General features: G+C 64.6%; 20 protein-coding genes. 11 read left to right on the forward strand and 9 right to left on the reverse strand.

The window, feature by feature from the left end:
• Positions 1-67: 67 nt before the first annotated feature.
• Positions 68-1363: a lipopolysaccharide biosynthesis protein gene (locus FJ967_RS09815; protein ID WP_140731517.1), complete on the forward strand. Its 1296-nt coding sequence runs from the start codon at positions 68-70 to the stop codon at positions 1361-1363.
• 6 nt (positions 1364-1369) lie between these two features.
• Here the strand turns inward: FJ967_RS09815 and FJ967_RS09820 are convergent, their stop codons facing one another.
• From FJ967_RS09820 to FJ967_RS09830, 3 genes are read right to left on the reverse strand one after another with little or no spacing between them, the layout of a single operon-like run.
• Positions 1370-2296 carry a DUF6492 family protein gene (locus tag FJ967_RS09820; protein ID WP_140731518.1) on the reverse strand — a complete coding sequence of 309 codons (927 nt, stop codon included), beginning with the start codon at positions 2294-2296 and terminating at the stop codon, positions 1370-1372.
• Positions 2293-3099 (reverse strand): WecB/TagA/CpsF family glycosyltransferase, encoded by an 807-nt coding sequence (locus FJ967_RS09825; protein ID WP_140731519.1) that lies wholly within the window; start codon positions 3097-3099, stop codon positions 2293-2295. Before FJ967_RS09825 ends, FJ967_RS09820 begins: the two co-directional genes overlap by 4 nt.
• Positions 3096-4268: a glycosyltransferase family 4 protein gene (locus tag FJ967_RS09830; RefSeq protein WP_140731520.1), complete on the reverse strand. Its 1173-nt coding sequence runs from the start codon at positions 4266-4268 to the stop codon at positions 3096-3098. The genes FJ967_RS09825 and FJ967_RS09830 overlap by 4 nt, the downstream gene beginning before the upstream one ends.
• Before the next feature lie 166 nt (positions 4269-4434).
• Between FJ967_RS09830 and FJ967_RS09835 the strand changes: the two genes are divergently transcribed.
• Genes FJ967_RS09835 through proC form a run of 3 tightly spaced genes read left to right on the forward strand, consistent with a single transcriptional unit; the run spans position 4435 to position 7606 of the window.
• Positions 4435-5433 carry a glycosyltransferase gene (locus tag FJ967_RS09835; RefSeq protein ID WP_140731521.1) on the forward strand — a complete coding sequence of 333 codons (999 nt, stop codon included), beginning with the start codon at positions 4435-4437 and terminating at the stop codon, positions 5431-5433.
• The gene (locus tag FJ967_RS09840; RefSeq protein WP_140731522.1) at positions 5402-6730 is read left to right on the forward strand and encodes an O-antigen ligase; all 1329 of its coding nucleotides are present in this window, start codon (positions 5402-5404) and stop codon (positions 6728-6730) included. Before FJ967_RS09835 ends, FJ967_RS09840 begins: the two co-directional genes overlap by 32 nt.
• A 60-nt stretch (positions 6731-6790) precedes the next feature.
• Positions 6791-7606 carry a pyrroline-5-carboxylate reductase gene (gene proC, locus FJ967_RS09845; RefSeq protein ID WP_140731523.1) on the forward strand — a complete coding sequence of 272 codons (816 nt, stop codon included), beginning with the start codon at positions 6791-6793 and terminating at the stop codon, positions 7604-7606.
• A 103-nt stretch (positions 7607-7709) separates the two neighbouring features.
• On the opposite strand, the gene FJ967_RS09850 is transcribed toward proC, so the two are convergent.
• The 3 genes from FJ967_RS09850 to FJ967_RS09860 all read right to left on the reverse strand — a co-directional run bounded on the left by FJ967_RS09850 (position 7710) and on the right by FJ967_RS09860 (position 9740).
• Positions 7710-8102 (reverse strand): type II toxin-antitoxin system VapC family toxin, encoded by a 393-nt coding sequence (locus FJ967_RS09850; protein WP_140731524.1) that lies wholly within the window; start codon positions 8100-8102, stop codon positions 7710-7712.
• Positions 8102-8344, reverse strand: coding sequence for a type II toxin-antitoxin system VapB family antitoxin (locus FJ967_RS09855; RefSeq protein WP_140731525.1), 243 nt, complete (start codon positions 8342-8344; stop codon positions 8102-8104). The genes FJ967_RS09850 and FJ967_RS09855 overlap by 1 nt, the downstream gene beginning before the upstream one ends.
• 82 nt (positions 8345-8426) lie before the next feature.
• Positions 8427-9740: an NAD(P)H-dependent oxidoreductase gene (locus FJ967_RS09860; protein ID WP_140731526.1), complete on the reverse strand. Its 1314-nt coding sequence runs from the start codon at positions 9738-9740 to the stop codon at positions 8427-8429.
• A gap of 341 nt (positions 9741-10081) precedes the next feature.
• Here FJ967_RS09860 and FJ967_RS09865 point away from each other — a divergent pair, with 341 nt between their 5' ends.
• The 3 genes from FJ967_RS09865 (at position 10082) to FJ967_RS09875 (ending at position 12328) form a co-directional block, all read left to right on the forward strand.
• Entirely contained in the window at positions 10082-11488 is a 1407-nt protein-coding gene (locus FJ967_RS09865; protein WP_140731527.1) for a PTS transporter subunit IIC, read from the forward strand.
• Positions 11489-11562: 74 nt separating this feature from the next.
• Complete coding sequence (locus FJ967_RS09870; protein ID WP_140731528.1) at positions 11563-12024, forward strand: PTS sugar transporter subunit IIA; 462 nt, start codon at positions 11563-11565, stop codon at positions 12022-12024.
• A 16-nt stretch (positions 12025-12040) separates the two neighbouring features.
• A complete protein-coding gene (locus FJ967_RS09875) occupies positions 12041-12328 on the forward strand; it encodes a PTS sugar transporter subunit IIB (protein ID WP_056566028.1) in 288 nt (95 codons plus the stop codon).
• Between the two features lie 33 nt (positions 12329-12361).
• Here the strand turns inward: FJ967_RS09875 and FJ967_RS09880 are convergent, their stop codons facing one another.
• Together FJ967_RS09880 and FJ967_RS09885 are read right to left on the reverse strand one after the other, a co-directional pair.
• Positions 12362-13753 (reverse strand): multicopper oxidase family protein, encoded by a 1392-nt coding sequence (locus tag FJ967_RS09880; RefSeq protein WP_140731529.1) that lies wholly within the window; start codon positions 13751-13753, stop codon positions 12362-12364.
• 105 nt (positions 13754-13858) lie between these two features.
• On the reverse strand, positions 13859-17701 hold the full coding sequence (locus FJ967_RS09885; RefSeq protein ID WP_181175755.1) for a caspase family protein: 3843 nt from the start codon (positions 17699-17701) through the stop codon (positions 13859-13861).
• A 246-nt stretch (positions 17702-17947) separates the two neighbouring features.
• On the opposite strand from FJ967_RS09885, the gene FJ967_RS09890 reads away from it, so the two are divergent.
• Positions 17948-18718: a 3-oxoacyl-ACP reductase family protein gene (locus FJ967_RS09890; protein WP_140731531.1), complete on the forward strand. Its 771-nt coding sequence runs from the start codon at positions 17948-17950 to the stop codon at positions 18716-18718.
• 12 nt (positions 18719-18730) lie between these two features.
• Here FJ967_RS09890 and FJ967_RS09895 read toward each other — a convergent pair whose 3' ends face one another.
• Positions 18731-19549 carry an alpha/beta hydrolase gene (locus tag FJ967_RS09895; RefSeq protein WP_140731532.1) on the reverse strand — a complete coding sequence of 273 codons (819 nt, stop codon included), beginning with the start codon at positions 19547-19549 and terminating at the stop codon, positions 18731-18733.
• 191 nt (positions 19550-19740) lie between these two features.
• Between FJ967_RS09895 and FJ967_RS09900 the strand changes: the two genes are divergently transcribed.
• Genes FJ967_RS09900 through FJ967_RS09910 form a run of 3 tightly spaced genes read left to right on the forward strand, consistent with a single transcriptional unit; the run spans position 19741 to position 22445 of the window.
• Complete coding sequence (locus tag FJ967_RS09900; RefSeq protein ID WP_140731533.1) at positions 19741-20994, forward strand: ABC transporter substrate-binding protein; 1254 nt, start codon at positions 19741-19743, stop codon at positions 20992-20994.
• A gap of 3 nt (positions 20995-20997) precedes the next feature.
• A complete protein-coding gene (locus FJ967_RS09905; RefSeq protein ID WP_140731534.1) occupies positions 20998-21735 on the forward strand; it encodes an ABC transporter ATP-binding protein in 738 nt (245 codons plus the stop codon).
• Positions 21732-22445 (forward strand): ABC transporter ATP-binding protein, encoded by a 714-nt coding sequence (locus FJ967_RS09910; protein WP_140731535.1) that lies wholly within the window; start codon positions 21732-21734, stop codon positions 22443-22445. Before FJ967_RS09905 ends, FJ967_RS09910 begins: the two co-directional genes overlap by 4 nt.
• The last annotated feature ends 9 nt before the right edge of the window (positions 22446-22454 follow it).

Raw genomic sequence — 22454 nt, forward strand, 5'->3', positions numbered from 1 at the left:
TTTTCAATACACCAAAAAGCTTCCGAACGGCACGTTAAGCTTTCCAGCCTATGCGTCTTGCTGACGTATGACTGAGGCCAGCGACATACCGCAAAGGCGGACCTTCGCGCGGATCGGCACCTTCATGGCCGAACGGCGAGGGCTGGTGCGCGACTATTTTTCGGCAATCAGCGGCGCCGGCGGGCGGCTGGTGTTTTCGCTCGCCTATTTCATCGCGCTCGCCAATACGCTCTCGATCGCCGAATTCGGCATGTTCGCCACCGCCTCGGCGGCCGGCGTGATGCTGTCGCGCATCCTCGCCTTCGGCTTCATTTCGGCGCTCTACCGCACCGCCACCATCCGGCCCAACCTGATCGGCACCTTCACCGCCGGCTTCCTGGTGCTCGGCGTTGCCTCGCTGCCGCTTTTGGCCGCCGCCTCGTTCGGCGTCTACTTGATCTTCTTCGCCGGCACCGTGCCGCTGTCGGTATTCACGGCGATCGTCTTTGCCGAGGCACTGCTGTGGCGGCCGGTGGAAGTGGCGCTGATCGTCAACAACGGGCTGGGCAAATTCGGCCGCGCCGCCGTACTGGCGATCCTGGCGACCGCATTGCGGGCGGTCGGCGCGGTGTTGTTCATGTTCTCGGCACAGCACAGCATCTGGGCGTGGTCGTGGTTCTATATCGGCGCAAACGCCGCATCGCTGCTGCTGGCTTTCGGCTGGTTCTATCCGCGCCAGCGGCTGCGGCTGCGCGTCGAGCTCTATTTACGGCGGCTCGCCGATTCCATCTATGTGGCCGGCGCGGAGGTGCTGTTCTACCTGCAGATGGAGTTCGACAAGCTGCTGGTGCTGGCGATCGGCGGGCCGCATCTGGCCGGCATCTATGCCATCATCATGCGGCTGGTCGATCTGACCGCGATCCCGATCCGCACCTTCTCGATGATGCTGGTCCAGCGCATGATGCGCGCGCCCGAACTGCTGTCGCGCCTCGCGGTCAAGAGCGGCATCGAAGGCGGAGTGTTCCTCGTTTCAACACTGGCGCTGCTGACGCTCGGCATCGTGCTGCATTTCTTCCCCAACGCGCTCGGCAGGAATGTCTCCGAGGCCGCCCCTTTGGTGGCGCTGGCGATCTGCGTGCCTGGATTGCGCAACCTGGTCGAATACCAGGCCGAACTTCTGTTCGCGCGCGGCCAGACGCTGGTGCGAGCGCTCAATCTCGGCCTGCTTGCCGCCCTCAAGGCGCTGCTGCTGACCTATGTGCTGACCACCATTTCCGACACGTCCGAACTGGTGCTGTCGCTCAACATCGTCTTCCTGCTGCTCTATCTCGCCTCGATGCTGCTGACCTATTCGGCGCTGCGCAGGCCGGCCAAGGCGATCTAGAACAAGTCAGCGATCGAGCCCGATCAGCCGGCGGATGCGGCCGATATCGGTGCCGATGAAGGACTGCATGCCGATCGCCACCTGCTCCGGCGCCATGCCGGCGACGAAGCGGCGGAACTGGTCGTCCGAGAGCGCCTCGCCCGTCCAGTGGACGCGGCAGAATTCCTCCGAGCCGTGGAAATGGCCGGCTCCGTCCAGCAGATCGTCGACGTAGCGGCCGTAGATCATGCATTCGGAGAACTGCCGCGCACTGCCAATCACTTCGACCCAGTCGCGCCCATGCACCTTCTCGATCTGGCCGCACATGGCAAGCACCGTGTCGCGGCGCCAGGCAATCAGCGTCGAGATGTAATCGTGGGTTGATACGCGAGACGGGTCGATGCCAAGTGCCGAACCCGCGTTGCGCGACCAGATGCGATGCTCGTCATGACCTTCATCCGCCAGCACGCCGTCGCGGCGAAACAGTCGCGCCTTGCCGTCGCGCCAGAACGCGGCACAGTCGAAAGACTTGAGGAAAGCGACGTCGGAATCGCAGAAGATCAGGACATCTTCCCCGGCATGCGCCGCGATGGCGATACGGCGCAGCTGCTGCACGTGCCAGCCGCGCAGCGGCTGGGTCTTCAGGCTGAGCCAGACGCGCCGGCGAAACAGGCTGAGCGGGTCGTCGAAGGCGCGCAGCCAGCGCGGCAGGAGATCGCGCTCATCGATGATCGAGCGGTGGTTGTTTTCCAGCCGACGGAACAGCTCGAGATCGCGATGTTCGACCAGAATATAGTGATGCGCGGCACCCGAGACATGGCGGTCGAGCGTTTCGCACAGCAGACGGCAGCGTTCGAAATCCGGAGCATAGCTCGCCGTCACCACCGCCGCCGTCGGCGTTTTCGGCAGCAGGCCCTGGCCCGCCAACGCGTCCGGGACGAACCGCTTGTTCACCGGAACTCTCCAGGGGCATTTGCGACGGCGTTGCCACCGCGCGACCATTTCTGCTTGAAGACGCGCCACAGGAACAGCGGATTGCCGACGACGTAGCGGCGCCAGAGGCGGCCGGGCTCGACCGCCAGCCGGAACAGCCACTCCAGGCGCAGGCGGCGCATCCATAGCGGGGCGCGCGGCACCGAGCCGCTCAGGAAATCGAGCAGCGCGCCGACCGCGACCGGCATGGTGCAGTGGCGTTCATCGATATGGCGTTCAATCCAAAGCTCCTGGCGCGGCACCCCCATCGCGACAAGCAGCATGTCAGGCCGCAATTTTGCGATCCGGTCGATGATCTCCGGCTCCTGCGCGGCTGAGAAATAGCCATCGTGAATGACGACGAAGTCGTGCTGCACGGCAAGTGCGGCGAGCTTCACCGAGGCCGCCTCGGCGTTGACACGCGTCGCACCCAGCAGCCCCACGGTGAGCGGCCTCCTGGAAGCCTGCAGGAAGGCCGGCACGAAATCCGTGCCGTTGAGATTGTCGGGGAACGGCGCCCCGTAGAGAAGCTTGGCCGCGAGATCGACACCGATGCCGTCCGGCAGGATGAGGAAATCGTCGAGCGCCTCGGCGAAGACCGGGTCGGTATAGGCGATGTTGGCATTGTGGGCGTTGAGGAAGCTGACCTTGGTGAAGCGCTTCTCGGCAAGCAGGCGATTGAGGAGCGCGATCGCATCGTTCCAGCGGATGGCGAGAACCGGGATGCCAAGGATCGCCTTCAGACTGTCAAATCCGAAGGCGGCGCGGGCGGCGTGCATATTCATGCAAACACCTCCTGCCGGACGGAGCCAAGCTTTTCGAGACCGGCACGCACTGCCGCATCGAGCGCCTTGACCTGCCGGCGATGGAAGGCGCCGCCATCGACATCGTGGGCATCGGCCGCGGCAGCCTCGAGCGCCCTGGCGAAGGCGGCCGGATCGTCGGTGACCACGCAATTGGCGGGGCGATGGTCGATGCCGCGCAACGAGCGGCTGGTGGCGACCGAGGGCAAGCCAAGCTCGAATGTCTCGATGGTCTTCAACTGCACGCCACTGCCGGCGGTGCTGATCAGCGGGATGACGGCCGCGCCGCACACGAAATCACGGGCGTCCCGAACGCGCCCGACGAACTCGACGCCCGGATGCGTCGAGGTCACGCCAGAAGGCATGTGGCCCGCGATGCGGATGCGGAAACCAGGCCTGAGATGCGGCACCACCTTGCCCAGGAACCAGTCCAGGCCGATGCGGTTCGGCTGCCAGGTCCAGGTGCCGATCAGGGCGGCGTCACAGTCGATTGGGCGTTGGCCCCCGCGGATCGGCGCCGAGGCCCCGGTTACCAGCGGCAGCACAGCCGAGCGGTCGTGCGAGGCGATACCGAGCGCCGCGCGGTCCTCCTCGGCCAGCGTGAAGACAAAGCGCGCGCGCTGGCAGAGACGCTCTTCGACGAGCTTGAGCAGCCTCGCCTCGCGCCGGAACAGCAGACGCTGGAAAATGCCGCCGGCGGCAGCGGCATTCTCACGGGCCGAGAGATGCTCGACATTGTGGGCGATGAAGATCGAAGGCCGGTCTTCGAAGAGCTTTTCGAAAGCGCCGGCGAACTGGACGGAATTCAGCACATAGCCATCGAAAGGACCAGCCCGTTCGATGGTGGCCCGAACATCGCGGTCGGACACCGCACGCAACTTGGCCGACGCGAAGGTCAGGCCCGAAAGGAGCGCCTTGCCGAGCCAGGCAAGCTTTTGCAGCGGCGAGGCACTTTCCGTGCGCACGTCGATCGCACCCAGCACCACCGTGTTCCCGGGATCGGCCGCCGCTTTTCCGGGCCATGTGAAGCCGATGACCGTGACGCGCACGCCGGCCCGCCGCAAGGCGGCGATAATCGCGCCGTTGGCGATCTCGTAGCCCGAGGCGAGCACTCCGTCGGGCACGATCGATGTGGCGAACAGCAGATGCATCTCACCTATCCTGTGGTGCAGCCGGTAGCAAAGCGCGGTGAACCCTTGCTTAAACCAGCACGATGAACGCCCCAAAGCCCATGCCTGACGGGCTTCTCCGTGCAAGGTGATTAACGAAACCTTATCACCGTGATGCTACCAGACCCCTAAACTCGGCTGGATACGGATGATCGCTTTGTCACTGGACGGTTCGGTATCGATCGCTGGACGGTCTCCCCGGCTTGACGTGGAGAGCGTCGAGGCGATCGTCACCTTGCCGACCTTCAAGCGGCCCGAACAGGTGCTGGAAACGCTGGCATCGCTGCGCGCGCAGCAAACCGGCAGGCGCTTTGCCGTCATCATCATGGAAAACGAGGCCGAGGCGCGGCAGGGCGCCAAGGCCGTGTTGCCGCTGTTCGAGCGCGGCGAGATGCAGGGCATGGTCATCATCGCGCATGAACGCGGCAATTGCAGCGCCTACAATGCCGGCTGGCAGACGGCGATCCTGCACTTCCCGAACTTCAGGCATCTGCTGGTCATCGACGATGACGAGATCGCCGATCCGCAATGGCTGGAGCGAATGTGCGCTGCCGCCGAAACGCTCGGCGCCGATATCGTCGGCGGCCCGCAAGTGCCCGTCTTTGCCGATCCCGCGCAGGCGAGATGGGCCGAGCACCCTGTCTTCGCGCCCCCCTACCGGGAGACGGGACGAGTGCCCGCGCTCTATTCGTCCGGCAATCTTCTGGTCGGGCACAACGTGCTGACCGCGATGGGGCCGCCGTTCCTCGACCTCCGATTCAATTTCATGGGCGGTGGCGATTCCGACTTTCTCAGCCGGTCGGCCCAACGCGGTTTCGTGCTTGGCTGGTGCGCCGAGGCCAAGGTGCTGGAGACCGTTCCGGCGCGGCGCCTGGAGGCCGACTGGATCCGTGCCCGCAGCCTGCGCAACGGTGTCATCTCGACGCTGGTGGAAAAGAAGAGGCGCGCGGGCACGCCTTTGTCCGGCGCAAAAGTGTTCGCCAAGAGCCTGGCGCTGCTTGCCGCCTCACCGCTTCGCGGCATCACGCGGCTGGCGCGGACCGGATCGCCGGCGATCGCCATCTATCCCGTCCATGTGGCGCTCGGCCGCGTGATGGCCGAATTCGGATATGCCAATGAGCAATACCGCCAGCCTGAGAAAAACTGAGCGCGCCCCGCTCGGCGCCGCGTTCACGCGCGACGGCGTGGCGACCGCGATCGCGGCGCTGCTGTTCACCGTCATCATGGTGTCGTTCCGCCCGTTCCAGCCGGCCGGCGCCGAACTCACCGGCGACGGCGGCGACATCGTCAACCAGCTCGGCTTCGGTTCGCTCGGCGCCGTTTCGATCTTCGCGCTGATGGCCTTCGCCGATCCGCGCATCGTGCGTTCGCTGCTCAGCCCGTCCTTTATCCTGATGCTGGGTTTCTTCTTCCTGTCGGTGGTGCTGGCAACCGACCCGCCCTCGGCGATGCGCGCGGCGTCCTTCACCATGATCGGCATCCTGACGATGGCAACGATCCTGGCACTGCCGCGCGACGCCGAGTCCTTCTCCAGGGTGATCATCTTCACCGCCGTCGTGGTGATGGGCCTGTCCTATCTCGGCCTGATCGTCTTTCCGCACGAGGCGATGCACACCGCCGACTCGCAGGAGCCTGAACATGCGGGCCTGTGGCGCGGCGTGTTCACCCACAAGAACATCGCCGGCCCGATCATGGCCTGCTTCAGCTTCGCGGGCCTCTATCTCTACCGGCGCGGGCAACGCTGGTGGGGGGCGGGAATCTTCTGCGCGGCGATGATCTTCATGCTGCACACCGGCTCCAAGACCACCGCCGGGCTGGTGCCTTTCTCGATCCTGATCGTGATGTTTCCGAGCCTGATGGGCATGCGGCTGGGCACGCCGGTCCTGTTCGCACTGGCGATCATGGCGACCGCGGTCGGCACGCTGGGCATCGTCTTCCTGCCGCCGGTGAAGCACCTAGCGGCGGTCTACTTTCCCAACCTGACCTATACCGGCCGCACGACGCTGTGGGAGTTCGCCGGCTCGATGCTAGCGAAGAGGCCATGGACCGGCTACGGCTATGAAAGCTTCTGGGGCACGCCGCTGCTGTTCAACCAGGACCAGCCCTTCGACCGGCCCTGGGACATCAGGACCATCGTGCATGGCCATGACGGCTATCTCGACATCGCCGTGCTGATGGGCATCCCTGCCCTGTGTGTGGCGGTCTACACTTTCCTCATCGCGCCGCTGCGCGACTACATGCGCATTCCGCTGCGCAAGGAGAACATCTATCTCGGCGATTTCTTCATGATGGTGGTGCTGTTCACCGCGCTCAACGCCTTCCTCGAAAGCTTCTTCTTCCATCGCGGCGATCCTGTCTGGCTGTTCTTCGTGCTCGGCGTGCTTGGCCTCAGGCAAGTGTCGCTGCGGCCGCTTCCGGCGCGCTTGCCCGCCCGCCAGCCCTGAGAGGGCTTCCCCACCGATCCGCGAGCGTCTATGTCATGGCCTTTCCTCGGAGGGCTTTCGATGACGATCAGGCTTGTTCTCGCCGGCTGCGGCAATATGGGGTACGCCATGCTCTCGGGCTGGCTGAAGTCCGGCAAGCTCGCGCCGTCGGCGGTGTTCGTGGTCGAACCCAATGCCGAACTGCGCAACCGCGCCGCTGCATTGGGCTGCGGCACGGCGGCGGAAGCCGGAGCCATTCCGGCCGATGCTGTCCCCGACCTGGTCGTCATCGCCGTCAAGCCGCAGGTTATCCGTGACGTCACCGCTGCCTACAAGCGCTTCGGCGACGGCCGCACGACCTTCGTCAGCATTGCCGCGGGAACGCCGGCCGCCACTTTCGAGGAGATCCTCGGCGACCGCGCGCCTGTCGTGCGCTGCATGCCCAACACGCCGGCCGCGATCGGCAAGGGCATGATGGTGGTGTTTTCCAACAAGCTGGTCTCCGACGACGCCAAGCGCTTCGTCGCCGATCTGCTTTCGGCCAGCGGCGAAGTCACCACCATCGACGACGAGGGCCTGATGGACGCCGTCACCGCCGTTTCGGGATCGGGGCCTGCCTATATCTTCCACTTCATCGAAGCGCTCTCCGTCGCTGCCGAGAAGGCAGGGCTGCCGGCGGCGACCGCCAGGCTGCTTGCCATGCAGACCGTCTACGGCGCCGCCTCGCTTGCCGCCGAGAGCCGTGAGGACCCAGGCGTGCTACGCCAGCAGGTGACCAGCCCCAACGGCACGACGGCGGCGGCGCTCGGCGTGCTGATGGGCGAGGACCGGCTGACCAATCTGCTTACGCAAGCGGTGGAAGCGGCGCGGCTGCGGTCGATCGAACTGGGGAAGTGAACCGGGCGCTTCGTAAGACGTCAGGATAGCAGGAACCCGGCCTGCTCCTGCTCGTGACCAGGCCGTGTCAGCCGTAGCTGAGCTAGGGTTGTGGAAGCAGTGCTCAAGCCAGATCGGTGTGGGAAAAGTCCTTGCCTTTGTAAAGCAAGGGCATCCCATGGCCTTTTGCCGATGCATATGACAAGCAATCGGCGAGATTGAGTTGAGCCGGATGGCCGCGACCTTTGCCATAGTCCGCAAAGGCCTGGATCGCTAGCCTGGCATCTCCGCTTTCGATCGGAAGCACCTCGATTGCGGCCTCACGTAGAAAGTCCTCTATCGCCTTTTCAGCGAGGAGCGGTTCCACCACCAATTTCGATGAAAGCCGCATCGCCGCTTCAAGCACGACCAGCGGAGAAGTTATCCGTACCGCGGCCTGCCCGATCCGTCGGCTCCACTCGGCGGCGTCTTCCTCTGCGGCGAGGATGGCGACCACCACCGAAGTGTCGATGAACATCAGGAATGTCCCCACATCTCGTCGATCTCATCCTTGGTCAAATCCCTACCGCCGCTTCTTCCTTTGGCCTTCAGATCGTTCGCGATAGCGGCCAGCCGTTCAGTCAGCGGAACCTGTTCGCGTTCGCGCTCAAGCTCGGACTGGAGCGCTTCGATTACCGCCTCCGTCATAGAAATCTTTCGCTTTTCGGCAAGCTGCCGGGCGAGGTCACGGGCGCGCGGGTCTCTGATCTGGAGATTCATTCTGGAAGCCTCAGGCCGTTGTCACTACAATATAGTGAACCTGTCATGACAAAGCCAGAGAGGCTGGCTGCCCGATGCAGTTTTAGCTTCCGTTGAGCATCTCATCCTGCAGCTTACGCAGGGCGAACAGCCTGGTCGACTGGTCGGGCGCGGCGTTGTCGGCGGTCAGCAATTCGCCTTTCCGGACCGGCTTCAGCACCTTGCCGCCTTCCAGCAGGCCAACGGGGACGGCGCGCTGGGCGCGGGCTTCGCCGACGGTCATGGTCCAGGAGCGATAGCAGGTCTCGCCGATCGCATCGAAGGTCTCGCCGGCGGCGAGATCGCGCTTGGCGACGGCGCAGACCTCGGCCACCGGGCGCGGCAGCGGAACCATGTCGGGCTTGCCGAACAGCACGATGCGCGCGGCGGTCAGCGGCACTTCCAGCGACGTCAGGTGATAGGGCCGGAACAGGCTGTAGTAGGGGCCGTGGCCGATATGCAGATCGTCCATGCGCTCGACGATGCGCGGATGCGTCGCCTCGACGATGACGAAGACACCGGGCGCGACGCCCTTGCCGATGGTGTAGTCGACGACGCCCTTCTTCAGCAGCAGGCCGCCATCCTCGCGCGGGATCAGCACCTTGACCAAGTCGTCGCGGTCGGCCTTCGGACCATGCATGCCGGGCACGTCGGGCACCAGCCCGGTGGCGTTGGCGATGGCGCACATCTCGACCATGGTCTTGGAGCCGTCGACGAACTCGACCAGCATGCGCGGGTTCATGTTGCGGCGGATCGCTTCCTCGCGATAGTCGTCGGGAACGGCATCGTGGTTGAGCGGGTTGTTCTTGCCCTTGCCGGCCGAGACGATGGTCAGGCCGAGCGCCGACGCGAATTCGATCAATTCCATGCAACTCGACGGCTCGTCGCCGGCGCCGACCGAATAGACCACGCCGAGCCGGTCGGCCTGCTGCTTGAGATAACAGCCGATGGTGACGTCGGCCTCGACATTCATCATCACCAGATGCTTGCCGTGCTCCATGGCTTTCAGGTCGAAATCGGCGGCGACGCCGGGCTTGCCGGTGGCGTCGATGACGACGTCGATCAGCGGATTGGTGACCAGCATCTCGTTGGAGGTGATGGCGATTTTTCCTGCCTCGATTGCCGCTGTGACTTTCGAGGCGCTCTCGGCCTCGACCGCCATCGCGTCGTCGCCATAGGCGATGCGGACGGCATCTCGCGCAGTGTGCGGGCGTCGGGTCGAGACGGCACAGACCGCGATGCCCGGCATCAGCATGCCCTGCGTGACGAGATCGGTGCCCATCTCGCCGGAGCCTATGACGCCGATGCGCACCGGGCGGCCCTCGGCGGCACGTCTGGCAAGATCGCGGGCAAGTCCGGTCAAGGCGACATTGGTCATACGGGATGTCCACAGCTTCTTGATTTGGCGCCGGATTAGCAGGGACAGGTCGTCTGTGCCAACGAAACCGCCCGCGACCGGCGATTTCCAACGAAATCACCGGGATAAGGCGCATTCGCCGCGAATTATTGGCCCAAAGGGTTGCCAATTGACATTGCCGTGAACAGCCCCAATAAAACATTCGTTTGCCAACAAAGGCAAATGTTCACCGAGACGACGGATCGGAGAACATTCGCGGCGTGGCAGACCGGGGAGTGCCTTCGCGCCGAGGTGGCGGCGAAGGCGTTGGATGAGATCAAGGGGCGTTGCGAGCCGAGGGCTCGGGCTCCAGGGGAGGAAGAATGGATACTCTACTCGCTGGCCTCAAGGGGGCCATCGACACGCTCGGCGCGACAGTCCTGCTGCCGATCGTCATTTTCATCATTGCCGTGGTCTTGGGTGCCAAGGTCAGCAAGGCGTTTCGCGCCGCCGTGACCATCGGCGTCGCCTTCATCGGTATCAATCTCGTGCTCGGCCTGATGTTCACGTCGATCGGCGACGTGGCCAAGGCCATCGTCACCAACACAGGCATCCATCGCGACATCATCGATGTCGGCTGGCCGTCGGCCGCCGCGATCGCCTTCGGCTCGTCGGTCGGTCTCTGGGTCATCCCTGTCGGCATCCTGGTCAACATCGTGCTGCTTCTGACGCGCATGACGCGCACGCTCAATGTCGACGTGTGGAATTTCTGGCACTTCGCCTTCGTCGGCTCGCTCGTCGTCGCCGCCACCGACAATCTGGCCTACGGCATCGCCATCGCGGCACTCGTCGCGGCACTGTCGCTGCTGTTCGCAGACTGGTCGGCGCGCGCGGTGCAGCAGTTCTACGGCGTGCCCGGCATCTCGGTGCCGCACCTCGCCTCTGCGCAGATCCTGCCGATCGCCATCATCCTGAACTGGATCATGGACCGCATTCCCGGCATCAACCGCATCAACATCAACACCGAAACCATCGAGCGCCGCTTCGGCGTGTTCGGTGAGCCGGTCGTGCTTGGCCTGATCATCGGCCTCGTGCTCGGCGCCATCGCCTTCTACAATGCGGGCGACCTCGGCACGGTGCTGGCCAAGGTGCTGGGCACCGGCATGACGCTGGCGGCCGTGATGCTGCTTTTGCCGCGCATGGTGAAGATCCTGATGGAAGGCCTGCTTCCGGTTTCCGACGCGGCGCAGGAATTCGTGCGCAAGCGCACCGGCGACCGCGAGCTGCTCGTCGGCCTCGATTCGGCGATCCTGATCGGCCATCCCGCCGCGATCTCGTCGTCGCTGATCCTGGTACCGATCGCGATCATCCTGTCGGTGATCCTGCCGGGCAACCGCGTCATCCTGTTCGCCGACCTTGCGGTCATTCCCTTCATCGTCGCCATGACGGCGCCGCTGGTCAAAGGCAATGTGTTCCGCATGGTGGTGATCGGCACCGTCACCCTGGCGATCGGCTTCTACGTCGCCAACGCACTGGCGCCGCTGTTCACCAGTGCCGCCGTCGCATCGGGCTTCAAACTGCCGGCGGACGCGCTGCAGATCACCTCGGTGGTCGACGGCTTCCTGTGGGTTCCCTATGTGATCATCGAGGCGATCCAGGGGCTCGGGCTTGCCGGCATCATCCTCATCGCAGTGGTCATCGCCGCCCTGTTCCTGCTCTACCGCCGCAATACGCTCGGCTGGGAGCGGGCCGCGGGCGCCGAGGACGAGCCGGCCGAAGGCACCGCCTGAGCGCCATCGCGTCTTGATTTTGAAACGGTCGTGCGCCCGCCTCGGGCGCACGACTTTTATAGACGGAGCAGAACATGTCCGACGGCCTCATGCAGCTTCTGGATCCCGATGCCATCGTGCTCGGATCCGACGCTTCGACCAATGAGGAGATCATCCGCATCCTCGCCGGCCGGCTCGAGGCTCTCGGCTATGTCAAAAGCTCCTATGCCGACGCGGTCGTGCGCCGCGAAATGACCATTCCGACCGGGCTGCCGCTGGAGCGCGCCGACAATGTCGCGGTGCCGCACACCGACCCAGAACATGTGCTGAGGCCCGGTATCGCAATGGGCACGCTGAGAAAGCCGGTGACCTTCGCCAACATGGAAGACCCCGATGAGAAGCTGCAGGTCGGCTTCGTCTTCCTGCTTGCCATCAACGACAAGGACAAGCAGATTGAAGCGCTGCAGTCCGTCATGGCGACCATCCAGAACCCAGATGCATTGGACGGCTTGAGGTCGGCCAGAAGCCTTGACGACGTGCGTGCCGTGCTCGGCTGAAACAGGGAGAAGCAGTATGTCCAGACAGAAAACAATTCTCTTTGCCTGCGGCACCGGCATCGCCACCTCGACGGCGGTCAATGTCGCTGTCACCGAGGCGATGAAAAAGCGCGGCCTCACCTTCAACGCCCAGCAGGCCAAGGCGACCGAAGTGCCGGGCCTGGCCGACAGCGTCGACTTCATCGTCGCCACCACGCCGATCTCTGCTTCGGTCACCAAGCCGGTCATCAAGGGCCTCGCCTTCCTCACCGGTATCGGCAAGGACAAGGTGCTCGACGAGATCGAGGCGCAACTGCGCAAGTAGATCACGCACGACGCGGCTTGCCCGTGGAGTGATTCAGACCACCCTGACGTAGCTCGTCATGCCCGATTTCTGGTGCTCGATGATGTGGCAATGCAGCAGCCAGTCGCCGGGATTGTCGGCGACGAAGCCGAGGCTCACCTTCTCGTTGGGCTGGATGAGATAGGTGTCCGAAATAAGCGGCTGCACCGGACGCGTCGATGACGACAGCACCTTGAAGCTCATGCCGTGCAGATGCATCGGATGCGATTGCGGCGTCAGGTTCTCCATGTCGATGACATAGCTTTTGCCGAGCTTCAGTTCCGCGAGCGGCGCTGTCGGATCCGGCGTGTCGCCCGGCCACGGCACCTTGTTGATGGCCCAGAAAGAATAGCCGAGCGTGCCGCATATGCTGTCGCTCGGCACATTTTCCGCCGTGGCGCTGAGCGAGAGGGCAATATGCTGGGCGCTGGAGAGATCTACCTCCGCGACTGGATTCATTTCCAGGGGCGCAAGATCACGGATGTCCCGCTTGAGCGAATTGCCCGTCGCGCGCAGCGTCGCGAGCACCTTGGGCTTGGTGCCCCTGACGTCGCGCAGGCCGACGATCGCGCCCTCGTCATCGGGCATACGGACGGCGAGTTCCATGCGCTGCCCCGGCCCGAGCAGCAAGGCGTCGGGCGAAAAGCGCTGCGGCACCGGATTGCCGTCCAGCGCGATGACCTCGGCCTCGGCGCCGTCGACGCGGAAGGCGTAGATGCGGGTCACATCTGATATTGCCACCCGTAGCCGCACCAGCCCGCCGGCGGGCGCGTCATATTGCGGCTGGTCGAGCCAGTTGGCCGTGCGCACCGTGCCATAGGTGCCGGTCCTTGCCGCATCGCGCGGCCGGAACTGGTCGATGAACTGGGCGTCGTCGCCGAGCCGCCAGTCGCGCAGGTTGAGCACCATCTCGGCATCGAATTTCGGATCGTTCGGGTTTTCCACAACGATCACGCCGGTCAGGCCGTGGCCCATCTGCTCCAGCGTGTTGCAGTGCGGATGATACCAGAAGGTGCCGGCGTCCGGCGGGGTGAAGACGTAGTCGAAATGGTCACCGGTGTAGACATAGGGCTGAACCAGGAACGGCACGCCATCCATCTTGTTCGGCACGCGGATGCCGTGCCAGTGGATTGTCGTGGGATCGTCGATGGCGTTGACCAGGCGCGCGGCGAAGGGTTCGCCCTTCTTCATCCTGATCACCGGCGGCATGCCGGCATTGCCATAGGTCAGCACGTTGTTGGTCTGGCCTCCATCCATCAGCCTGGCCTGGATTTTCGCCGTTCGCAGCTCTATCGGCTCAGGCGTCGCGGCCCAGCCGCCCAGCCGGCCCATGGCGGCGAGCCCGGCCCCGCCCAGGCCGGCAACCGCCGCCGTTCTGAGAAGTGCGCGGCGTGTGAGTATGGTCATCGGATGCTCCATGAGGGCGGACGGATGCCCCGGAATACCGGCGCCATAGCAGGGAACGGCTCCCCTATGCCAACGAAACCTTGCTGACGGCGGACTTGCCCGCCTCTAATGCAACGCGGCCAGCAGGGCCTGTGCCTCGGCAAGGTTCTTCTCCGAACCGGCGGTGAGGTCGTCCATCTTGCGCTCACGGAAGATGACCAGCGCGTCCTGGCAGGCGGCGATCGCCTCCTCGGCCAGCGCCTTGTCCTTGCGGGCGGCCCCGAGATCGGTCAGCACGTCGCACAGGCTGTCCTGCGTGAAAGCGATGCCAGGCACGGCATTGATCTTCTTCTGCACCGCGATCGCCTCGCGCAGGATCGGCACCGCCTCCTCGAAACGGGCGACATTGTTCTCGGCGCGGCCGGCCAGCGTCATGTTGTACCCGACTTCGTTCTGCAGATTGGCCCAGCGTTCGGGATCGCGGTCGCGGTCGACCTGCTCGGCGAGCGCCCGGTTGACGGTGATCGCCTCGTCGAACACGGCGGCGGACGGTTCCTTCCCGCCGATCATGCTCAGGACATTGGCCAGGCTCGCCTGGGTGGCCGCCCAGCGCTCGGGATCACGGGCCCGGCTACGCGTGGCCTGGATGGTCCGGTAGATGCCGGCCGAACGCTCGAGCAAGGCGACATCGTTGCGCCAGTAGCCCAGCGTCGACAGGGCGCTCGCCAGATTGGCCTGGTTGCGCAGCCAGCCGCCATTGTCCCGGTCGGGGGTGATGATGGTGAGCGCCGCTTCATAGGCCTGGACGGATTTCGCCATCGCATCGGGATCCGAAGCGGCACTTGCCTGCATCATCCTGGCATTGCCGAGATCGCTCTGGATCGACGCCCAGCGCGTGCGGTCCGGCTGCGTGGCGTAGAAGGCAAGGGCCGCCTCTTGCGCCGTGGCCGCCTTCGCGTAGAGCGAGGGATCCTTGCTGCTGCCGGCGAGATAGTAATAGGCGTTGCCGAGATCGCCCTGGAGCTGGGCGCGATCCCCGGCAGCGGTCGCCGGATCATAAGCCGGCAAGGCCGCCTCAAGCGCCGTGACCGACTGGGCGAAATCATTGCCGTCCTGCATCCGGTCGCCCAGCAAAAGCAGCGCGAAGCCGAGGCCCCATTGCGTTGCCGCCCGGGCTTCCGGATCGCTGTCGGCAGTCTGTACGTCCAGCGCCGCGCGGTATGCGACCACCGAGCGCTGCAGCGCCTCGGTCGGGCCGTCAGCTGAATTGCCCAGCATGGAGAGCGCGGCGCCGAGCCGGTATTGCGTCTTGGCCCAGTCCTTCGGAGCACTCGTCTTGCTCCGCACCGTGAGTGCCGCGTCATAGGCGGCGATTGCCTGTTCGAGGATCGACTTGTCGGCGGCACGATCGCCCCAGCTGGACAGCGCGCCGCCAAGGCCATGCTCGATCGAGGCGAATTCCGTCGGCGCCGCGGTGGCGGTGTAGACTTCGGCGGCGCTGCGATAAGCGGCCACCGACTGCTGGAGATAATCGATGCCGGTGTCACGCTCGCCAAGCGTGGCGTAGACCGAACCGAGATTCTGCTTGAGCGAGGCCCAGTCGAGCGGCAGTTTTTCACGCGGGTACTCGGAAAGGGCCGCCTGATAGGCCGTTGCGGCCTGCAGCAGCAGATCCTTGTCGTCCTGCTTGTCGCCGAGACGTTGCAAGGCGTTGCCAAGCGTCAGCTGGCCGTTGGCCCAGCTTGCCGCCGCGTGCTCACGGGTCCACACGGAGAGTGCCGCCTCCGCTGCCTGTCTCGCCCGCTGCAAGGTGGCAATATCGCCGTCGATCTCTCCGATCGTCTCCAGCGCCGAGCTCATATTGTTCTGGATCGTCGCCCATTGCGCCGGCGCGCGCTCCCTGGTCATTTCCCCGGCCGCCGCCTCGTAGGCGGCGACGGATTGTTGCAGCGTGGCGACGTCATTGTCGCGCGCGCCGAGGCGAAACAGGGCGGCACCCAGATTGACCTGGCTCAACGCCCAGTCGAGCGGCACACGCTCGCGGCTATATTCGGTCAGCGCGGCACGGTGCGCCTCGATCGCGGCTTTGAAGCTGTCGCTGCCGGTTTCGCGCTCACCGAGTTCCGACAGCACGATGCCGAGATTGTTCTGCGTCGCCGCCCATTCGAGCGGCACCTTCTTCGAGCCCTGCACTTCGAGCGCGGCGCGCAATGTGGCGACAGCCTTGTCGAGCAGCGCGGTGCCGTTCTCGCGCTGGCCAAGCCGCCAGTAGACCGTGCCGAGATTGCCCGAGGTAGACGCCCAATCATCGGGATAGGCATCGCGCGTATAGACGGTCAACGCCTGCTTGAAGGCGGCGGCAGCCTTGTCGAGGTTGTCGCGGCCGGCCTCGCGTTCGCCAAGCGTCGAGAGCGTCGTGGCAAGGTTGTTCTGGGTGGCTGCCCATTGCCGCGGTTTCTTTTCGGACGACACGTAGGTCAGGCTCTTTTCATAGGCCGTGACCGCCTGCAGCAGGAAGGCGTTGTCACCGGAGAACGCGCCCTGGTTGGAAAGCGCTTCGGCTTCCGCGCCCTTGTAGTACCAGGCGTCCTCCTCGCTCCATTTCTGCGCCTCGTCAAAGGCCTTGGCATAGTCCTGCGCCGCCTTCAGGTAATCGAAGGACAGCTCGTAGGTTTTGGCGCTGCTGGCAAAAACCGCCGCGAATTCCAGACGGCGCGCCTTGAGATCGGCTTCGGCCTTGTCGACGGTGCTGGACAATTCGCCGACGCGCGCCTTGGCCTGTTCGTGGAATTTCTTAGCGGCATCCAGCGCGCCTTCCTGCACGGCCTGATCGGCCAGTTTGGAGAGCCTCACGATCTCAGGGTCCTGGCTTTTCAAGGCCGCCTGTTCGGCCAGCACCTGCTTCAGCCGCTCGGTCTGGCCGCGCAACAATTTGTCGAGCTCGGCCGGGTCCTTCGGCGTGTCGGTGCCGAGCGTCTTCAGCATGGCATAGAGCGCGTCCATCGGCACGCCGCCGTCGCGCGATATGCTTTCAATCTGGCGGCGTTGGGGATCGGGCAAAGCCGAGATGGTGAGCAGGAGTTGTCGGCGCTCGGTGAGGATTTCACCCTCGTCGCCCTTGGGAGCCTCGGCCGGCGTGCCGAAATAGAGCAGCCGGCGCAGGCTTTCGTTGACCCAGGGCCGCTGCTGGCCATTGGTCTTGAGATAGACTTCCTCGCCGACCATGCGCAGCACGGTGCCGAATTCCTCGCCGCCCATCGTGTCGATGTGGCGCAGGATTGCCGCCGCATAGGGGCTGTTGCCGTCGGCTGGACCATCCAGCGCCACTTTGCCGGGCTCGGCGGCGAAACCGATGACCTGACCAAGACTGTCGTCGGCCGAGCCCTGGGAAGGAGCGTTGCTCTTCAGCGCTACGACGCCGCGCGTCTCGCCAAGACCGCCGGCGCCGATCGGCTTGCCCTGGTCATCAGGGGCCAGCTTCAGCAATGTGCCCGGCGGGAACGGATCGTTGCGGCAGGCATCGAGGAGCACGATGGTGACCGGCACCTTGGCCTTCAGTTCGGCCACGATCGACGACAGCGGCACCAGCTTCTGGCCGGCATCGTCGAGCGCCGAGACATCGGCATCGACGGGAACCAGGAAATTCTCGCCGCCGGCCTCGATGCCATGGCCCGAATAGTAGATGACGGCGACGTCGGCGCCTTCGGCATCGTCGACGAAACCCTCGAGATCGCGCTTCAGCTTGCGCGCGTCACGATTGGTGGCGACATCGGTCTCGAAGCCGAGCTTGTCGAACATTTCCTCGATGGCGCGGGCGTCGTTTTCGGGATTGGGCAGTTTGCCGACATGCTGATAGTCGGACTGGCCGATGATCAGCGCGACGCCCTTCAGCGCCTTGGGCTCTTCGGCCAGCGCCGGTGCCAGCGCGCACAGACAGAGCACCAGCGCGGCGACAAGCGCCACGCGCATGCGTATCGTTTCGACTGCTACCCACCCAAGCCGCATCGCCCACCCCGGAACCCGCAAGACGCGATCTTTCCCGAAGAGATGGCATCATGATGACCAACGGATGGCAAGTCAGGGTGCATCAGGTGTTCCCATTGGGACCGCTGCGATGCCGGCTGGCTTTCGCGCCGGGAGCGATTAGTGTTCGGCAGGAAGTCGCCGCCGGCCGGACGGGTCTCGGCGTCATGGGTTTCGATGGGGAGATTTGCGATGTCCGAATACACGCCGAAATTCGATCTGACCGGCAAGGTGGTGCTGGTCACCGGTGCCTCGCGCGGCATCGGCCGCGCCTGTGCATTGGCCTGCGCCGGCTCCGGCGCCGACATGGTGGTCGGCGTGCGCAGCAAGGCGGACGGGGCAGAGCTTGCCGCCGAGATAGAAGGCCTGGGCCGGCGGGCGCTTGCCGTGCAGATGGACGCGACCGATCTCGCCACGGTGCGCAAGGGCGTCGCCGACGCGCATGCCGCCTTCGGCCGCATCGACGTCCTGGTCAACAATGTCGGGCTCGGACCCGAGAACCTGGCGGAGAACGTCACCGAGGAGGATTTTGACCTCACCGTGAACGTCAACCTCAAGGGCACGTTCTTCACCACGCAGGCGGTCGGGCGGCTGATGATCGCGCAGAAATCGGGCCGCATCATCAACATCTCCTCGCAGGCCGGCACGGTGACGCTGAAGGGCGAGGCGATCTATTGCATGACCAAGGCGGCGATCAACCATCTGACGCGCTGCCTGGCGGCGGAATGGGCGCAGCACAAGATCGCCGTCAACAGCGTGGCGCCGACCTTCATCTGGACCGACGGCACGCGGCCGTCACTGGCCGAACCGGATTTCCACGCCCATGTGCTGGGCCACATCCCGCTCGGCCGCATCGGCGATCCGATCGACGTGGCGGGCACCGTGGTGTTCCTCGCCTCGCCGGCGGCGTCGCTGATCACCGGCGCCAACATAATGGTCGATGGCGGTTGGTCGGTGGCGTAGCTTCCCGGCGTCCTAGCCCTTGTCGACACTTTCCAGGAAGCGAACGAAGATCGGGTTGAAGCGATCGGGCGAATCCCAGAACGGCGCATGGCCCGATTTGTCGAGCAGATGCGCCTTGCCTTCCCACAGGTTGGAGAACTTCACGGCCGAGACGAAGTCCGTATTGACGAACGGCTCGTCGATGCCGTTGAGGACGGCGATCGTCGGCGTCTTGCCGGCGACGATCTCGCGCTGGTTGCGGCCGGTGCCGGCGGCGAATTTCTCGAACATCAGGCGCCGCGCACGGCCGTCGGTGCGCGCCACTGTATCGAGGAGGAACGGCTCGAACGGCTCGCCGCAGGTGCTGCGCGCATAGGCCTCGACATCGACGGCGGTAAAGCTCTCCTGCCCGGCCAGGTGCATATGCGGGCTGGGCTTGAAGCCGTTGCCGACCTCTTCCGGTGCTACGGGCGGGGTGCCCGTGATCATCAGCCCGAGCAGGCCGGGATAGCGGTCGATCATCTCCAGCCCGATATGGCCGCCGAGCGACCAGCCGAAGACGACGGCCTTGCCGACGCCGAGCAGGCCGAGCACTTCGGTCATCGCGTCGGCATAGCCTTCCATGCTGTAGGAGCGGTCGGGATCGACGGCGTCGCCGGACGCGCCGTGGCCAGGAAGGTCGGGGGCGATCATGTGGTAGCGCTCGCCGAGCGGGCTCTCGAGCTGGTTGCGGAACACGGCGCCGGAAGACGAATTGCCGTGGATCAGCAGCACGGCGGTGCCTTTGCCGCCGCTCTCGCGAACGGCGATCCTGCCGTGGCTGGTTTCAAGGGTCTTCTGCGAGGTCGTCATGGGTCCGCTCCGTCTGGAATTGCCTTGTTTTCGTGCAGGTGCGCAGCAAAGCGCCACGGCTTCTATACCTTTGCGGGAACCATCTTCCCGGTCAGGTTGCATTGAAAAATCCTTTTCAAATAAGAACAATTATGCGTAGATTGTCAATTATCCAACTCCCGATGAACGGGAGGAAAACAGGGAACGGCACGATGAAATCCAAATCCGCAGGCAACAGAATCCGCCATATGCTGATGAGCACCGCGATGATCGCGGCATTCGCCACGGCCAGCGCCCCCGCCTTCGCCGATGTCGTCAAGATCGGCCTGCTCGCGCCGATCACCGGTCCCGCCGCGGCCGACGGCCAGGAGTTCCAGCGCGGCGTACAGATGGCGATCGACGAGGCGAACGCCGCCGGCGGCGTTGCCGGCAACACGTTCGAACTGGTTGTCGGCGACGTCAAGGATCAGTCCGCCGGCAATGTCACCAGCGCGGTCGAGCGCCTGCTCGGCGATCCCGGCGTCCAGTTCATGCTGACCGGCTACGCCAGCCTGACCAATTTCGAGATCGACAACATGGCCGAGGCCGAGATGCCCTACATGCTGGCGGCGACCTCGCAGCAGACCAAGGACATCATCGCGCCGAACCCCGACAAATATATGTGCTGCTGGTCGCTGACGCCGTCCTTCGACGCCTACAATACCGACGTCACCCTGTTCGTCGAGAAGCTCGCCGCCGACGGCAAGATCACCTTGCCGACCAAGAAGGTCGCCATCATCTCCTCCGACAATGCCTATTCGAAGACGATCTCCGAAGGCATGAAGAAGACCTTCAAGGAAAAGGGCTGGACCATCACCGTCGACGAGATCGTGCCGTTCGGCGAAGTGACCGACTGGCGTTCGATCCTGGCCAAGGTGCGCGAGAACGTGCCGGACGTGGTGATCAACACCGACTATCTGCCCGGCAATTCGGCGTCGTTCCTCAACCAGTTCCTCGAGCAGCCGACGAAGAGCCTGGTCTTCCTGCAATATGCGCCGAGCGTACCCGAATTCGTCGAACTGACCGGCAAGAAGTCGAACGGCGTCATCTACAACCTCCTCGGCGGCGCGCTGACGACGCCGAAGAACCCGCGCGCCGACGAGGTGGCGGCCAAGTTCAAGGCGAAATACGGCGTGGAGAGCGGCACCTATGGTGTCGGCCTCTATGAAATGACCAATGTCTATTTCGACGCGGTCAAGAAGGTCGGCGGCGCATCGGACCATGCCGCGATCATGAAGGCGCTGTCGGAGACCGACAAGCAGGTCGCCGAAGGCCGGCTGAAATTCGACCCTGCCACGCATCTTGCAACGCAGGGCGACGACTACATTCCGATCACCTTCTTCCAGATCTGGGACGGCCAGCGCACGCTGATCTCGCCGGAGAAATACGCCACCGGCGCCTTCAAGCCGCAGCCCTGGATGCAGTGAGGAATGGCACTGCTTGAACTGGACGACGTGTCGAAGGCCTTCGGTTCGCTGAAGGCCGTCGACGGCGTGTCGTTCAAGGTCGAGGCCGGCGAGATTTTCGGCATCGCCGGCCCCAACGGCAGCGGCAAGAGCACGCTGTTCAACATCATCACCGGCATCCCGTTCGGGCCGGACAGGGGCCACATCCGCTTTGACGGAACCGCGATCAACGGCAAATCCGGACATGCCATCGCGCGCCTTGGCCTTGCCCGCACCTTTCAGCGCGAGACCAGCTTCGACGGGCTGACCGTGTTCGAGAACGCGCTGATCGGCGCCAGTTACGGCAAGCAGGAAAAGGCGGCGGCAGCGGCTCGGGACGCGGCGGCCGAGGCGTTGGAGTTCGTCGGGCTGGGCAGTGGCTCCTTCGGGCGGCTGGCGGGCGAGCTTTCCGTTTTCGAACGCAAATGCCTGATGCTTGCGACCGCGATCGCCATGCGGCCGCGCATGCTCCTGCTCGACGAACCGGCATCGAGCCTGACCAAGCCCGAGATCGAGACGTCGATCGGGCTGATCCGCCGCACCGCCGAACGCGGCATCACCATCCTCCTGATCGAGCATGTGCTGACTTTCCTGATGAGCCTGTCGCAGCATCTTTTGGTGCTCAACAATGGCCGCGTGCTGGCCGCCGGCAAGCCGGCTGATGTGATTGCCGACCCGCGCGTCATCGAAGCCTATCTCGGAACAAGGAGGGCGGTGGCGTGAATCCCATCCTCACCGTCGAAAGCGTCACCGCCGGCTATGGCCGCGTCACAGTGCTGCATGACATTTCGCTGGAAGCAGGCCGCTTCGGCAATGTCGGCCTGTTCGGGCCGAACGGCCACGGCAAGACGACGCTGCTGCGGGCGATCTCGGGACTGCTGAAGCCCAAGAGCGGCCGCATCCTGTTCGACGGACAGGATGTTGCCGGCTTGAGCGCCCGCGCCATCGTCGGCACCGGCCTGATCCATGTGCCGCAGGGCAACCGGCTGTTTCCCGATCTCTCCATCGCCGACTGCATGGCGCTTGGCGCCTATTCATCGCGCGCCCGCCCGCACGAGGCCGAGAACCGCGAGAAGGTGATCAAGCTGTTCCCGAAACTGGCCGAACGCTGGCGCCAGCGGGTGCGCACGCTGTCGGGCGGCGAGCGCCAGATGGTATCGATCGGCACGGCGCTGATGAGCCATCCGCGCCTGCTGATCCTCGACGAGCCGACGCTTGGGCTGGCGCCCAAGATCAAGGACGAGCTCTGCGCTTCCGTCATGGACATTTCGCGCGGCGGCGTGCCGCTCATCGTCGTCGAGCAGGACATCGAGTTCCTGCTGGAACTGACCCAGCAACTCTACCTCGTCAATCACGGCGCGGTGGCGACCGAGATCAAGCCGGGCGAAAGCCTCGACCATGGCGAGATCATGTCGATGTATTTCGGCCATTAGGAATCAGGA

It is taken from the genome of Mesorhizobium sp. B2-3-4, from assembly GCF_006442315.1.
Lineage (GTDB): Bacteria > Pseudomonadota > Alphaproteobacteria > Rhizobiales > Rhizobiaceae > Mesorhizobium.